At 73.5% G+C, this 13045-nt stretch carries 13 protein-coding genes; 7 read left to right on the top strand and 6 right to left on the bottom strand.

Going from position 1 to position 13045, the window contains the following annotated elements; all coding sequences use genetic code 11:
• Positions 1-264 precede the first annotated feature (264 nt).
• Both B5D66_RS09820 and B5D66_RS09815 read left to right on the top strand, forming a co-directional pair.
• Entirely contained in the window at positions 265-954 is a 690-nt protein-coding gene (locus B5D66_RS09820) for a helix-turn-helix domain-containing protein (RefSeq protein ID WP_327308243.1), read from the top strand.
• Between the two features lie 227 nt (positions 955-1181).
• A complete protein-coding gene (locus tag B5D66_RS09815; RefSeq protein ID WP_078761330.1) occupies positions 1182-2528 on the top strand; it encodes an amino acid permease in 1347 nt (448 codons plus the stop codon).
• A 13-nt stretch (positions 2529-2541) separates the two neighbouring features.
• On the opposite strand, the gene B5D66_RS09810 is transcribed toward B5D66_RS09815, so the two are convergent.
• The gene (locus B5D66_RS09810; RefSeq protein ID WP_078761329.1) at positions 2542-3507 is read right to left on the bottom strand and encodes an EamA family transporter; all 966 of its coding nucleotides are present in this window, start codon (positions 3505-3507) and stop codon (positions 2542-2544) included.
• A 251-nt stretch (positions 3508-3758) separates the two neighbouring features.
• Here B5D66_RS09810 and B5D66_RS09805 point away from each other — a divergent pair, with 251 nt between their 5' ends.
• The gene (locus tag B5D66_RS09805) at positions 3759-4250 is read left to right on the top strand and encodes an NUDIX domain-containing protein (protein WP_078761328.1); all 492 of its coding nucleotides are present in this window, start codon (positions 3759-3761) and stop codon (positions 4248-4250) included.
• A gap of 573 nt (positions 4251-4823) precedes the next feature.
• On the opposite strand, the gene B5D66_RS09800 is transcribed toward B5D66_RS09805, so the two are convergent.
• On the bottom strand, positions 4824-5243 hold the full coding sequence (locus B5D66_RS09800; RefSeq protein ID WP_078761327.1) for an ankyrin repeat domain-containing protein: 420 nt from the start codon (positions 5241-5243) through the stop codon (positions 4824-4826).
• A gap of 240 nt (positions 5244-5483) precedes the next feature.
• On the opposite strand from B5D66_RS09800, the gene B5D66_RS09795 reads away from it, so the two are divergent.
• The 3 genes from B5D66_RS09795 to B5D66_RS09785 all read left to right on the top strand — a co-directional run bounded on the left by B5D66_RS09795 (position 5484) and on the right by B5D66_RS09785 (position 7759).
• Positions 5484-5936, top strand: coding sequence for a hypothetical protein (locus tag B5D66_RS09795; RefSeq protein ID WP_144390056.1), 453 nt, complete (start codon positions 5484-5486; stop codon positions 5934-5936).
• Between the two features lie 501 nt (positions 5937-6437).
• Complete coding sequence (locus B5D66_RS09790; protein ID WP_078761325.1) at positions 6438-7118, top strand: DUF4166 domain-containing protein; 681 nt, start codon at positions 6438-6440, stop codon at positions 7116-7118.
• Positions 7115-7759 carry a TetR/AcrR family transcriptional regulator gene (locus B5D66_RS09785; RefSeq protein ID WP_078761324.1) on the top strand — a complete coding sequence of 215 codons (645 nt, stop codon included), beginning with the start codon at positions 7115-7117 and terminating at the stop codon, positions 7757-7759. Before B5D66_RS09790 ends, B5D66_RS09785 begins: the two co-directional genes overlap by 4 nt.
• Here B5D66_RS09785 and B5D66_RS09780 read toward each other — a convergent pair.
• A complete protein-coding gene (locus tag B5D66_RS09780) occupies positions 7756-8406 on the bottom strand; it encodes a winged helix-turn-helix transcriptional regulator (protein WP_078761323.1) in 651 nt (216 codons plus the stop codon). The genes B5D66_RS09785 and B5D66_RS09780 overlap by 4 nt on opposite strands.
• 103 nt (positions 8407-8509) lie before the next feature.
• Here B5D66_RS09780 and B5D66_RS09775 point away from each other — a divergent pair, with 103 nt between their 5' ends.
• A complete protein-coding gene (locus tag B5D66_RS09775; RefSeq protein WP_078761322.1) occupies positions 8510-9727 on the top strand; it encodes a pyridoxal phosphate-dependent aminotransferase in 1218 nt (405 codons plus the stop codon).
• 51 nt (positions 9728-9778) lie between these two features.
• Here the strand turns inward: B5D66_RS09775 and B5D66_RS09770 are convergent, their stop codons facing one another.
• From B5D66_RS09770 to B5D66_RS09760, 3 genes are read right to left on the bottom strand one after another with little or no spacing between them, the layout of a single operon-like run.
• Positions 9779-11224 (bottom strand): hypothetical protein, encoded by a 1446-nt coding sequence (locus B5D66_RS09770; protein WP_078761321.1) that lies wholly within the window; start codon positions 11222-11224, stop codon positions 9779-9781.
• A gap of 35 nt (positions 11225-11259) precedes the next feature.
• On the bottom strand, positions 11260-12489 hold the full coding sequence (locus tag B5D66_RS09765; protein WP_078761320.1) for a site-specific integrase: 1230 nt from the start codon (positions 12487-12489) through the stop codon (positions 11260-11262).
• Positions 12486-12953 carry a hypothetical protein gene (locus B5D66_RS09760; RefSeq protein ID WP_078761319.1) on the bottom strand — a complete coding sequence of 156 codons (468 nt, stop codon included), beginning with the start codon at positions 12951-12953 and terminating at the stop codon, positions 12486-12488. Before B5D66_RS09760 ends, B5D66_RS09765 begins: the two co-directional genes overlap by 4 nt.
• Positions 12954-13045: the final 92 nt, after the last annotated feature.

Raw genomic sequence — 13045 nt, 5'->3', positions numbered from 1 at the left:
GGGCGACGTGGCCGGTGTGGCCTGAAGTGGTCGTGGGGCCGGTGGTGTGGGGTTTGTGGCGTTTCGCGCGTCTTCGGTGCCGGTGCTGTCCCGCCCGGCCGTCTGCGTGAGGTGCTGGTCGCGCGTGTTCTCGTCCGCACGGCGGGGCCGTCGCGTGTCGGTGTCGAGGAGCGGCGGATCGGGGGCGGGGCCAAGGGGCGTGGAGGGGGTGAATGGGGGTGCCGGTTCGGGTAGCGGGTCAGGGCGTGGTGGCGGTGCCGATCGGTGAGGGAGGTGGCCGTGGACGGGGACGGGTGGAACACGGCGGGCGATCTGGGACGTCGGGTGGCTCACCGCCGTGCCCAGCTGGGGATCAGCCTGGAGGAGTTGGCGGTGCGCGCGGACATGGACCCCGGGTATGTGGCCTACCTGGAGGAGAGTCCGGCCAATCCGAGCAGTCAGGCGGTGGAGCGGCTGGCGCGCGCGTTGGACACGACACCGGAGGATCTGCGGGGGGCGTACTCCGAGGCGCCGCCGGGGGCGGCCAGTACGGCGGCGGCCGATCCGGTGCTGTGCGAGCTGGACCGCTCCCAGTGCATGGAGCTGATCGCGCAGGGCGGGGTGGGCCGGGTCGCGTTCTGCGTGCCGGGTGAGCGTTCGCCAATGGTCCTTCCGGTCAACTTCGCGGTCGTGGGCGGGGCGGTGGTGTTTCGGACGCTTTCCGACGGGCTGATCTCCCGGCATCTGGGAGAGGAGGTGACCTTCGAGGTGGATCGGCTGGACACGGTGTCCAGTACGGGGTGGAGTGTTGTGGTGCGTGGTCCGGCGCGGCGGTTGACCGACCCCGGCCGGGTGGAGCGGGTGCGTTCGCAGGTGCAGTTGCGCAGCTGGGCGGGTGGGCGGCGTGAGGCCTACGTCGAGATCACCGCCGAGCGTGTCACGGGGCGGCGCGTCGAGGACCGCGCGGCGCGCTGAGGGGTGATGGGGCGGTCCTCTCCCCCGGCGCGGCCGGGGTTGTACGGAGTTGCCTTCCTCACTTTCGGGGCCGTGCGGGGTGTTCGCGGCCTGTCCGTGGCGGTTCCCGTCGTGGCGGGGGCGTAGCCTCGATGGCCGTGACCTCGCACGATTCTCCATCAGCAGGGACGGCCGGCGCCGGTAGCGGATCGGGCCTCGGCCTGGCCCGTGGTCTGCGCCGCCGCCACATGACCATGATCGCCGTCGGCGGTTCCGTCGGTGCCGGACTGTTCATCGGTTCGGGGGCCGTCATCCACGCGGCGGGGCCCGCCGCGGTGCTGTCCTACGCCCTGGCCGGCGCGTTGGTGCTGTTGACGTTGCGCGCGCTGGGCGAGATGGTGGTCGCCCAGCCCGCGGCCGGTTCCTTCTCCGACTATGCGCGTCTGGCGTTGGGGCCGCGCGCGGGGTTCGCGATCGGCTGGCTGTACTGGTGGTTGTATTGCGTGCTGGTCGCCGCGGAGTCGGTGGCGGGGGCGGCGACGCTGGCGCAGTGGGTTCCCGCGCCGGCGTGGTTGTTGTCGTTGGGGCTGCTGCTGGTGATGACCGGGGCGAACCTGATCTCGGTGCGCGTGTTCGGTGAGACCGAGTCGCTGTTCTCGATGATCAAGATCGCCACGATCGTGGCCTTTTTGATCCTGGGCGGGTTGTTCGCGTTGGGGTTGTGGCCGGGCGCTGAGGGGGCGACCGTCGACAACCTGTGGGCGCACGGCGGGTTCGCGCCCAATGGGTGGTCGGCGGTGCTGGCGGCGACCGTCATCGTGCTGTTCTCCTTCGGCGGGGTGGAGATCGTCACGATCGCGGCCGGGGAGAGTGACGAGCCGGAGACGGGGGTGGCGCGGGCCACCACCAACATCTTGTGGCGTATCGCGCTGTTCTACATCGCCTCCATCGTGGTCATCGTGACGGTGCTGCCGTGGAACGACGCTGATGTGACGACCAGCCCGTTCGTGTCGGTGATGGAGACGGTGGGGGTTGCGGCCGCGCCGTTGATCATGGAGATCGTCGTGTTCGTCGCGGTTCTCAGCGTTCTCAACGCGGCGATGTACACCTCTTCGCGGATGCTGTACGTGTTGACCCGTCAGGGGGACGCGCCCAAGGCGTTGGTGCGGGTGAACCGGCGTGGTGTCCCGGTGCGCGCGATCATGTTGGGCACCGTGGTCGGCTATGCGTCGGTGCTGGCCAACTATCTGTGGCCCGACACGGTGTTCCCGTTCCTGGTGGCCTCGATCGGGGCGATCCTGCTCATCCTGTTCATCACGATCGTGGTGTCCCAGCTGGTCCTGGGTACCCGGTTGCGTCGTGAGGAGCCGGAGCGGTTGACCCTGCGGATGTGGGGGTTTCCGTACCTGACCTGGGTGACCCTGGCCGGGATGGTGGCGATTCTGGTCGCGATGGCGTTCCTGCCCGACCAGCGCATGCCGTTGGCCGCGTCGCTGGGCAGTTCGGCGGTGGTCCTGGTCGCCTATGAGTTGCGCAGGAGGTTGGGTCGCACGCCGCCCAGCGACCGGCCCTTGGCGCAAGGCCCGCGCGGCTGAGGCGGGCGCGTCCTCAGGCGCGCACGGGGGGTTCGTGGCCGTCTCGGGTCTGCGCGTTCGCCGTGGCGGGGGCGGTGTCGGGGATGGAGCGTTGGGCGGCGAACGCGCCGGCCAAGACGATGACCGCGCCGATGAGCTGTGGGGTGGTCAGGGACTCGCCCAGCAGGAGCCAGGCCGCCACGATCGCGGTGACCACCTCCAGGTAGGCCACCGCGCCGGCCACCGTGGGTGTCAGCCGGCGGATCGCCGCGACCCCGGTGATGTAGGCCAGGACGGTGGCGACCGCGACGAGCCAGGCCAGCAGCAGTGGTGCCGGGGCCGTGCTCCCCGCGACCTCCACGGGGCCGATCAGCACGTTCCAGGGCAGTGTCCAGGGGCGGGCGAGCAGGGTCATCAGCGCGGTGGCGGTCAACGCGCCGTAGGAGATGACGGCCAGGGGATCGACGGTGTCGCCCTCGGCGTCGGAGAGCAGGAAGTAGCCGGCCTGGCAGGCGGCGGCGCCCAGGGCCAGGGCCAGTCCCAGCGCGTCCAGGCGGATGCCGACCCAGATCTCCACCAGGCAGGCCAGGCCCGCCACGGCCAGGACCACGCCGATGGCGGAGCCGCGCGACACCGGCCGGCGGCGGACCAGCCGGACCCACAGCAGTACCAGGACCGGGCCCAGGAACTCGATGAGCAGGGCCACGCCGACGGGGATGCGGGCGATCGAGGCGAAGTACAGCGCCTGGACGCCCGCCATGGGGAAGGCGCCGTAGGCCAGCAGGAGCCAGGGGCGGGCGCGCAACGCGCTGCGGTGGCGTAGCGCCACGGGCAGGAGCAGCAGGGCGGCGCCGGCCAGGCGCAGCCAGGTGACGTGGAGCGGGTCGAGCCCGGCGTCGATGAGAGGGCGGGCGACGGCGCCGGAGCCGCCGAAGGCCAGGGCGGAGAGGATGGCCAGGCCCAGTCCTTGGGCCCGTCGGGACGTGCGGAACTCAGCCACGATGCTGCCTCGCGGAAAGGCGGGGGAAGATCACGCCGTGATCGTAGCGGGTGGGGTGGGGCGGGAGGTGAGCTGGTGGTCCAGGTCGGGTAGGGCGGGTTCCCCGCGTGTTCTGCCTGGTCGGCGCGGTGGTGCCGGGTGTGAGGCGCTGTGGCGGACTGCCCGCGTGGGCCGTTGTCGGCGTTGTCCGCGCCCTTCCCGGGGCGCGGGCGGGCGGGGATGTGAGGGGCGGGCGGCGTAGGGTCGGGTCCATGACCCAAGGCGTGAGCGATCTGGAGTTCTTCGAGAGCCTGCCGCGCACCCGCGGCGCCGCCACCGCGTTGCTGCGTGACGAGGAGGGGCGGACCCTCTTGGTCAAGCCCACCTACAAGCCCGGTTGGAGTCTGCCGGGCGGGGTCATCGAGATGGGTGAGTCGCCGTTGGCGGCCTGTCGCCGGGAGTGCGCCGAGGAGATCGGGTTCGTCCCGGCGCTGTCGGGACTGGTGTGCGTGGACTGGTTGCCGCGGCACTCCTTCCCCGATGGTCGCCCCGCGACGATCTTCGTGTTCGCCGGGGCGGTGTCCCGTGACGTCTTGGAGCGGGTCCGGTTGCCGGCGGAGGAGCTGTCGGCGGCGGTCATGGCCACCCCCGCTGAGGTGGGGCGGCTGCTGCCCGAGGCGATGGCCCGGCGTATCGGACGGTGTTTGCAGGCCGCCACGACGCTGTACCTGGAGGACGGGCGCGAGGTGTCGTGGGAGGGCTGAGGCGGGGCCGGCCGGCGTCTTCTCGCTGAGCGCGGGATCGCGCGGTGACCACGGATCGGCGCGTTCCGCCTCCCCGTGCCGCCGTGTCCCGGACGTACCCGTAGGGGCCTGGCTGCACCATGGCGGCCTCGGCGCTTACCGGAAGGCGGCCATCCGACGTGATCGCAGGCGCGCGGGATCGGTCACGTCGGTGGGGAGAGGCGGGGCCGGGGCGGGGGCGTCGTGGTGTGGCGGTCGGTGTGGAGTCCCGGGTCCCGGTGGCAGCGCTGCCGGCCGCCGCGGGGAACCGTGTGCCGGCGTGGGGTGGCGTTCTCGTGGCGGGGAGCCGGTCGAGCCGTGGAGCGGCGCCGCGACCGGTCCGCTGCTACCCCGCGCCGGCGGGCCGTGGTGTGCGGCGGTGTCCGTCCCCGTGCCGCACCGTGGCCGGCCTGGCCGGCCACGGTGCGCCCCTCGGTCCCCGTCGATCCTTTACGGAGCCGCCGAACGCGGGGGCGCCTGTTTCGGCCCGCTGCCGTTGTTGTCGCGGCGCGGGGCGGCCGGTCCCGGGTCGTCGAGGAGACCCGGGACGCGCGCTTACTGTTGCCCGGCGCCGAAGAGGTCGAGGTAGTGGGTCTTGGCGAACATGCGCGCGGTGTCGACCGCGGAGGGGGTGCCGGCCCGTGGGTCGGCCCCGTTCTCGACGAGGGTGCGCACGACCTCGTCCTCGCCCTTGAAGACGGCGCCGGCCAGGGGGGACTGCCCGCGGTCGTTGAGCCGGTCGAGGTCGGCGCCGCGTTCGCACAGCAGCGCGACCGTCTCGGCGTGGCCGTGGTAGGCGGCCAGCATGACCAGGGTGTCGCCCTTGTCGTTGGTGAGGTTGGCCGGGACGCCGGCGTCCAGGTAGGAACGCAGGGCCTGGGTGTCGCCGCTGCGGGCGAGGTTGAAGACCCGGCCGGCCAGCTCGATGACTCCGGGGTCCTGGGCGGGGTCGGTGGGGTTGTCTGCGTCGTTCACGTGGTCAAGCCTAGTGCGCGCTGCTTCCCGGGCAGGTCAGGACGCGGCCCTGACCGGTGTGGAGGTGTCCGGTTCTGGCGAGCCGGTCTCGTCGCGGGGACGCGGCGTAGGATCGGCGGTGGGGGTCCGCTCCGCCGCAAGGCGCCGGCGGGGGCTTTGGCGGTCGGGGTGGGCCGTGACGCCGGGCCGCCGGTGGCGGCCCCTCCGAGGGGAGGATCCGTGCGCCACATCGTGGGATGTGTGACCGGCGTGGTCATGGCCCTGTTCATCCTGGTGGTCACCGGCTGGTCGGCGCCTCGTCTGGGGGAGCTGGTCGAGACGGGCGGCTCCCTGTTCTCGGGCGAGGCCGTCGTGGTGGTGGGCGTGCTCGGCGTGGTGGCGCTGCTGGTGGCCTGTGTCCTGGTGGCTCCCCGGCTCACGCCGCTCCTGCCGGGTGGGGCCGGTCTGGTCCTGGCCGCCGTCACTGTCGCCTTCCTGCTCCGTCCGGGGCTGGCCGCCGGCCTGTCGTGGCTTCCCGGCCTGGAGGGGGCGCGGCGGCTGGCCGAGCTGGGGCTGTACCTGCCGTTGGCGCTCGCGTTGGCCGTTCCGCTGTTCCTGCCCCTGCGCTGGCGCAGTTACCGGCCGCGCGGCCTGCACGCCGCCGCGGTCGAGCCGCCGGGCGGGGCCGGGGAGGCGGGCCGCCGTCTGGATTGAGACCTCCCCGCGGCGGTGGGCAGGCGGGTTCCGTGAGGGGGCCGCGGCCGTAAGCGGCCAGGGGCCCGGTCTTGAGCGTCTGCTCAAGAAGGTCTAGGTTCACGATCGTGTTTGAGCGAACGCTCAAACCGTCTCTGTTTCCGTGGAGGCCGCCATGGGCCTGTACGCCGAGATGTGGACCCGAGCCGACCTCCGCTCCATCGGGGAGCGCGCCCGAGATCCCCGGACCCGCCACTGCCACGCCCCTCTCCCCCGCCTGTGGTGTCGCGCTGCTTCGGCTCCGCCGGGGCAGGGCGTCGTGGCGATGGCGCCGCGTCGTCGCGCCCCCCTCCGCGCGTACCCCGGCCGCCCTGCCGGAAGGCGCGGTGGTCATCGGCGGCGCGTCTTTGACCACCCGGTGACGGGGCTCCTGGCGGGTCGGGGCGCCGCCGGTTTCCCCGGCCGGGCGCACTCGCCTGGTCGTGGCGTCGCCACCGCGCTCCTTCGACGTCTGGAGACCCGATGACCTCGATCTTCCAACGGGCGCTCGGCCCCGACTTCGCCCGGCTCCACCCTCGATTGCAACGGCGCTTCTCCGTCGGGTTGGACAGCGGGGAGGCGTGCGTGGGATTCGGCACCATGGAGCGGGTCTGGCACGGTGGGGCGTTCGTGCGGCCGTTCCTGGCCCTGGGGGCGACGCGCAACATCCTGGTCCCCGACACCGGACGCGGTGTTCCCTTCACCATCGTCAACTTCCCCTACCTCGACTCGCACGGCAGGGAGACCGTCACCTTCGCGCACTCCTTCTTCTTCCCCGCCCGCCGGCGCCGCTTCGACGCGACCATGGTGTTCGACCCGCGGCGCGGGGGCGTCGTCGACTACCTCGGCACCCACCAGCACCTCGCCAGTGACCTGGAGCTGCGGGCCGGGGAGGACGGTTCGCTGCTGATCCGCTCCGGCGAGCACCGGTTCCGGGAGGGCGTCGTGGACGTCCGCGTCCCCTCGTTGGTCGGTGGTGACGCCGAGGTGTGTGAGTCCTACGACGAACGGGCCGGGTGCTTCCGGGTGCGGGTGAGGGTCGTCAACCGTCGGTTCGGGCCGTTGTTCGGGTACGAGGGGTCCTTCAGCGTCGACTACGTCCCCACCGCGGGGCGGCCGGTGCGCTCGGATCTGCGTCCCCGGCGCGAGGAGGTCCGTCTGTGAGCGAGCAGACCAGGACCCGGCTGCTGGAGGGGGCGTTGCGGTCGCTGGGGCGCGAGGGCATCGCCGCGACCTCGGCCCGTTCCATCGCGGCCGCCGCGGGCGTGAACCAGGCCCTCGTCTTCTACCACTTCGGCAGTGTCGAGGAGCTTCTCGTGGCGGCCTGTCACCATGGCGCCCGCCAGCGGGTGGCGCGCTACCGCGGCGGTTTCGCCGAGGTCACGACGTTGGGTGGGCTGCTGGAGCTGGGACGCCGGTTGCACGCCCAGGAGCGGGAGCTGGGCCACGTCGCCGTCATGGCCCAGTTGCTGGCCGGCGCCCGGACCCATCCGCGTCTGGCCGCGGCGACCGCGGCCGGGCTGGAGCTGTGGGTCGGTGAGATCGAGGGCGTGCTGGAGCGGATCCTGGCCGGGAGCGCGGTGGAGGGGATCGTGGACGTGCCCGGCCTGGCCCGCGCCGTGGCGGCCTCCTTCACGGGCCTGGAGCTTTATGAGGGCGTGGACGAACAGGGCGCGCAACGCGCCCTGGACGCCTTGGCGCAGCTCGCCGCGTTGGCGGCGGTCCTGGAGGAGCTGGGGCCGTTGGCCCAGCGGGCGCTGCGTGCCCGGCTGCGTCGGGCGGCGGAGGGCCGGGGCGGGGGCTAGGCGCCGGCCGTGACGCCGCGCAGCGCGTCGGCGAGTGGCCCCGCGCCCTCGACCGAGACCCGTCCCTGCCCCACGGCCTCGGCGAAGGAGACGCGGCGTCCGGCCAGGTCGGTGGCGGTGGCGGTGTCCATGGCCAGGCGGGCGGCGGGGACGGTGGGGGCGGGGTCCTTGCGCGCCGGCGCGGGGGCGTGCGGGTCGGCGCCGACCTCCAGGTGGAACGTCCCCTCGTCCAGGTGGACCTCGACGGTTCCGGCCAGGCCGGCCGTGGCGGTGCCGATGTGTTCCAGCAGGGGAAGCGCGAACCAGTGGGCGCGTAGCGCGTCGGTGGGGCCTCGGTCGCCGAGCAGGTCGGCGCCCCATCGGGCCAGGGCGGTGAGGACGGGGGCCAGGCCCTGGCCGCGCGGGGTCAGCGCGTAGACGTGGGCGCCGACGGGCAGGCGGCGCCGTTCGACCAGGCCGTCGCGTTCCATCTCTTTGAGGCGGGCGGCCAGCACGTCGGTGCTGACGCCGGGCAGGTCGGCGTGCAGGTCGGTGTAGCGGCGCGGCCCGGCGAGCAGTTCGCGGACGATCAGCAGTGTCCAGCGTTCCCCGACGGCGTCCAGGGCACGGGCGGCGGCGCAGTAGTGGGCGTAGCTTCGGCGCGGCATGGCAAGCAGTCTAACCACACGGTTGGACTTTCCAAGCGTTGACTTGGTAGAACCAAGTAGCATCGTCGTGTCACGGGGACGCGAGGAGCTGAAAGGCCGCCCAATGGAGTTCAAGCAATCGGGGAAACTCGCCGGAGTCTGCTACGAGATCCGGGGACCGGTGATCGAGCACGCCAACGCCCTGGAGGAGGCCGGACACAGCGTCCTGCGCCTCAACACCGGCAACCCGGCCCTGTTCGGCTTCGAGGCCCCCCAGGCCCTCCTCGACGACATCACCCGCAACCTCTCCCGCGCCCACGGCTACAGCGACTCGCGCGGCATCCTGCCCGCGCGCCAGGCCGTGGTCGACCACTACCGCGCCCGCGGGTTCGACGATGTCGGCGTGGAGGACGTGTTCCTCGGCAACGGCGTCTCCGAGCTGGTCACCATGGCGGTACAGGCGTTGGTGGACGACGGTGACGAGGTGCTCATCCCCGCCCCCGACTTCCCGCTGTGGACCGCGGTCACCCGCCTGGCCGGCGGCACCGCCGTCCACTACACCTGTGACGAGTCGGCCAACTGGTGGCCCGACCTCGACGACATCGCCGCGAAGATCACCGACCGCACCAAGGCGATCGTCGTCATCAACCCCAACAACCCCACCGGCGCGGTCTACCCCCGCGAGCTGCTGGAGGGCATCCTCGACCTCGCCCGCCGCCACCACCTCGTCGTCTTCGCCGACGAGATCTACGACCAGATCCTCTACGACGGTCTGGTCCACCACCACCTCGCCCCCTTGGCCCCCGACGTGCTGTGCCTGACCTTCAGCGGGCTCTCCAAGGCCTACCGGGTCGCCGGCTTCCGCGCCGGATGGCTGGTGGTCACCGGCCCGCGCCGCCACGCCAAGGACTACCTGGAGGGGCTGACCATGCTCGCCGGCATGCGGCTGTGCCCCAACGTGCCCGCCCAGTACGCGATCCCGGCCGCGCTGGGAGGCGAGCGCAGCATCCAGGGCCTGGTCTTGGACGGGGGCCGGCTGGCCGAGCAGCGCGACCGCGCCTGGGCCGCGCTCAACGCGATCCCCGGCGTCTCCTGCGTCAAGCCCCAGGGGGCGCTGTACGCCTTCCCCCGTCTGGACCCCGAGGTCTACCCCATCCGCGACGACGAGCGTTTCGTCTTGGACCTGCTGCTGCAGGAGAAGATCCACGTCGTCCAGGGCACCGGCTTCAACTGGCCGCGGCCGGACCACTTCCGGGTTCTCACCCTGCCCCACGCCGACGACCTGGAGGTCGCGATCAGCCGCATCGGCCGCTTCCTCGCCGGCTACCGGCAGGAGGGCTGAGCCGGGCCGTCCGGTTCGCGCCCTGGGGGAGGACGCGAACCGGATGGAGGGTCACAGGTGGCGCGGTGACCAGGCCGCGCTGTCGGAGACGCCCGGCGGCAGCGGCGGCAAGAACCCCGCCCCCGGGACCCGGCGCTCCTCGTCGCTTCCCGCCCGGGCCTCCGCCCCGTCCGCGCCGGCCGGGGCGGGCCGCATCGCGGGCATCTCCTGGGTCGGCGGGACGGGGGCGGTCCCCGGCCGCGCCGCCTCGGGGGCGACCTCGGGAGCGGTGGGCGTCTGCGCCTGTTCCCGCGGCACCGCCTCGGGCTCCGGCGCAGGGGCCGTCTCGGGGGGCGCGACCTCCTCCTGGTCCTGGCGTGCGGCCTCGACGTCGGGCCGGGGCTCGGCCACCACGGGGGTGTCCGCCTCGGGCGCTGGCACAGCGGCCGGCTCGGCGGCGAACGCCTCGCGCATGGAGGCGCCGGGCGGGATCCGCTGCCACCAGGCCGCGGCCTCCTGCGCGCCGATCTCCTCCACGACCTCCAGCCACCCTTGGACGTGGGGGTGGCGGCGCACCGAGTTCCAGGTGCGCCGGTAGGGCGGCTCGTCCAGGACGATCACGCGCTCGCCGTCGGCTTCGGGGATGTCCGCGGGCACCCCCTCGTTCCAGATCCACGACCCGTCGGCGGCCGTCAGGTTCCACCAGCCGGTGACGATCTCCTCGGGACGGATCTCCCCGCCCGAGGCCGCCGCCACCCAGCTGGGAGCCGGCCGCTCCCCCGCCAGGCCACGTCCCTCGGCTCCGATGAGGGCGTCGGCCAGCAGCGTGTGGAGCTGGAAGTTGTCGCCGATGCCATCGAAACGGACCCGGAAACCACGCCCCGAGGCGCGGTCGAGGACCAGCGCCGATGCCGCCTCGGACATGCGCGCCAACGCGCCGACCTCGTCGAACTCCGGCAGGAACGCGGCCAGGTGGGCGGCGACGGCGGTGAGGTCGTCGCGCAGGACGGTGTCCTCGCGCACCGCCGCGCGCACCGCGGCCTCACCCAGCATCGTCTTGGCCGACAGGCCGTAGCGCCGTGCCGTCCACCAGCACATGGTGGCGGCGGGGGCGTTCTCGCCCAGGGCCGCGGCGACCCGCTCCTCATCGGCGGAGGTGACCTGTTCGGGCTCGGGCGGTGTGCCGCCGCCCGTCTTCTCCCAGCTCTGGAGGAACAGCGCGGCGCCCTTGCCGCTGTCGGCGGCACGGCGCAGGATCTCCACCGCGGTGGGTCCGGGGTCGGTCCCCATCTCCACCAGCGCGCCCGCGACCACCGCCAGGTCCGCGGACACGCCGGGCCCGGCGTGGTGGCCGGAGAATATGGGGGCGAGCGCCTCCAGGGCGATCGCTCGCTCCTCGGTGGGCACCTGGGAGGCGAGGCCGTGCACGTTGCGCACGGCGGGCCCGAACCGGTGGGGGTCACCGGCCAGGGCGGCGTCGATCAGTTCCTGGAAGGCGGCACGAAACGCATCGATCACCCGGGCATCCTTCCACAAATCCGGGCATGGTCGGCTCACAGCCCTAGGCGTGTCACCGCGTTGTCGTCCAAGGGGTTGGCGGTGCGGATGTAGCCGTGCACGGTGCGGGCGTTGGTCCAACGGCCCTGGCGCATGATCTCGCGGTCACCGGCTCCCCCCAGCGCGGCCTGCGTGGCAAACCCCGAACGCAGCGAATGCCCGCCAAACGCGGAGGGGTCCAGCCCCGCCCGCTCGGCGTAGCGCTTGACCAGCTCGGCCACCGCCCGGCCGGAGATCGCCCGCTGTCCGATACGCCCGTGGCGGTCGATCGCGGGAAACACCGCCCGGCCGGTCCCATCGGCCAGGTCGGTTCCGGGGTAGACGTGGCAGCGGTGGACCCGCGGGTCCTGCCCGTCGGACTCGGCCTCCAAGAGGGCGCGCACCGCAGCAGGGCCGCCGTCGCGCTGGGCCTCCACCAGGTCGGCCCAGGCCGCGAAGGCGCACACCGGGCAGGTGTGGGGCCGCCGGCCTCGGGGCAGGGCCACCTGCTGGGCGTGGCGGGCCTCCTGGTCGGTCTTGGTGACGGCCAGGCGCACGAGGAGCAGCGGTTCACCGGTCTTGGGGTCGGTGTCCACCGCCACGTCGTCGAAGGACAGGGCGGCCAGCTCGCTACGGCGCAGCGCCCCGGCGAACCCGGTGAGCAGCAGTAGCGCGTCACGGCGCCGCGCGGCTCCGGTGGGGTGGCCGGGAGCCGGACGCTCCTCCAACAACGCCTCCAGGGTGTGCAGGAGCACCGGCCGCTTGCGGGCGGGCCGGGCGCGCCGCCGTCGCCGGATGCCCCGCAGGGTCATGCGCACCACATCGGCGCGGGTGGGCGAGGCCAGGCCGTGGGCGGCGTGCACCGCGGCGATCGCCGCGGCCTTGCGTTCCAGGGTCGAGGGCGACAGCGCCCAGCGGTGCGGGTCGTCCTCGCGCACGGTGTCGGCGGCGGCCGCGAGGTAGACCGCGACGTCCACCGGGTCGGCCGGCAGCGACCGGCGCCCCTCCGCCAGGCACCAGGCGGTGAAGGCCACCCAGTCGGAGCGGTAGGCGCGCAACGTGTTGGGCGACTGGGCCGCGGCGAGGTAGCGGCCGAGCGCGCCGGCCTGCTCCTCGTCGAAGCGCCGGCGGACCGCCTCCAGCGCCGCGACGTCGATCAGCACGCTGTGGGCCACGTGGTCCAGGCCCGTGCGAACTTCGGCGGGCAGGACCTCGCCGATCTCCTCGGGGTCTTCGGCGGAGGTCACGACGCTCCCGTGAAGGCGGTGGTCATGGCGGACAGGAGTTCGGCCGGCGGGGCCAGCCACAGCAGCGCGGCACCCGACAGCAGCGCCGCGATGGCGAACATGGCGGCGGCGACCCGGCGGCGCAGCCGGAGCGCGAGGGCCACCCCGCACAGCGGGACGATCAGGGCGCAGACCACCAACAAGACGAGGTACCAGGCGGCGTTGCGCCGGGCGCCCGCGCCGACCTCGCCGGCCCCCAGCATCGCGAACGCCTCGGCCAGGTAGAACACGAAGAAGAGGGCCGAGCCGCCCGCCCATATCAGGGTCAGCGCGCTCCACACCAGCAGCGGCCAGCGCGCGGGGATGTCGACCACGACCGGATCGCGCTTGACCGTCCGCGTCGGTGTGGGGGCCGCCCGCCCGCCCTGCTCCCGCGTGGGCGTCGCGCCACGGGGCCTGCGGGTCTTCCTCTTCTTGGGTGACACACGTCCCTCCGCACTGGTTTCCCGGCGGCCGGCCGGCCGCCCCGCATCACCCTAGGACCTCGCGCGGGTGCATCGGACGGCCCGCCGGGGCC

This window comes from Marinactinospora thermotolerans DSM 45154 (assembly GCF_900167435.1).
GTDB lineage: Bacteria > Actinomycetota > Actinomycetes > Streptosporangiales > Streptosporangiaceae > Marinactinospora > Marinactinospora thermotolerans.
The sequence above is the reverse complement of the archived record's forward strand: the minus strand, read 5'-3'. Positions and strand labels throughout refer to the sequence as shown.

Coding starts and splice junctions, on each gene's coding strand:
- B5D66_RS09815 (WP_078761330.1), top strand. CDS start 1,182: ATGACCATGATCGCCGTCGGCGGTTCCGTCGGTGCCGGACTGTTCATC.
- B5D66_RS09805 (WP_078761328.1), top strand. CDS start 3,759: ATGACCCAAGGCGTGAGCGATCTGGAGTTCTTCGAGAGCCTGCCGCGC.
- B5D66_RS09790 (WP_078761325.1), top strand. CDS start 6,438: ATGACCTCGATCTTCCAACGGGCGCTCGGCCCCGACTTCGCCCGGCTC.
- B5D66_RS09780 (WP_078761323.1), bottom strand. CDS start 8,406: ATGCCGCGCCGAAGCTACGCCCACTACTGCGCCGCCGCCCGTGCCCTG.
- B5D66_RS09775 (WP_078761322.1), top strand. CDS start 8,510: ATGGAGTTCAAGCAATCGGGGAAACTCGCCGGAGTCTGCTACGAGATC.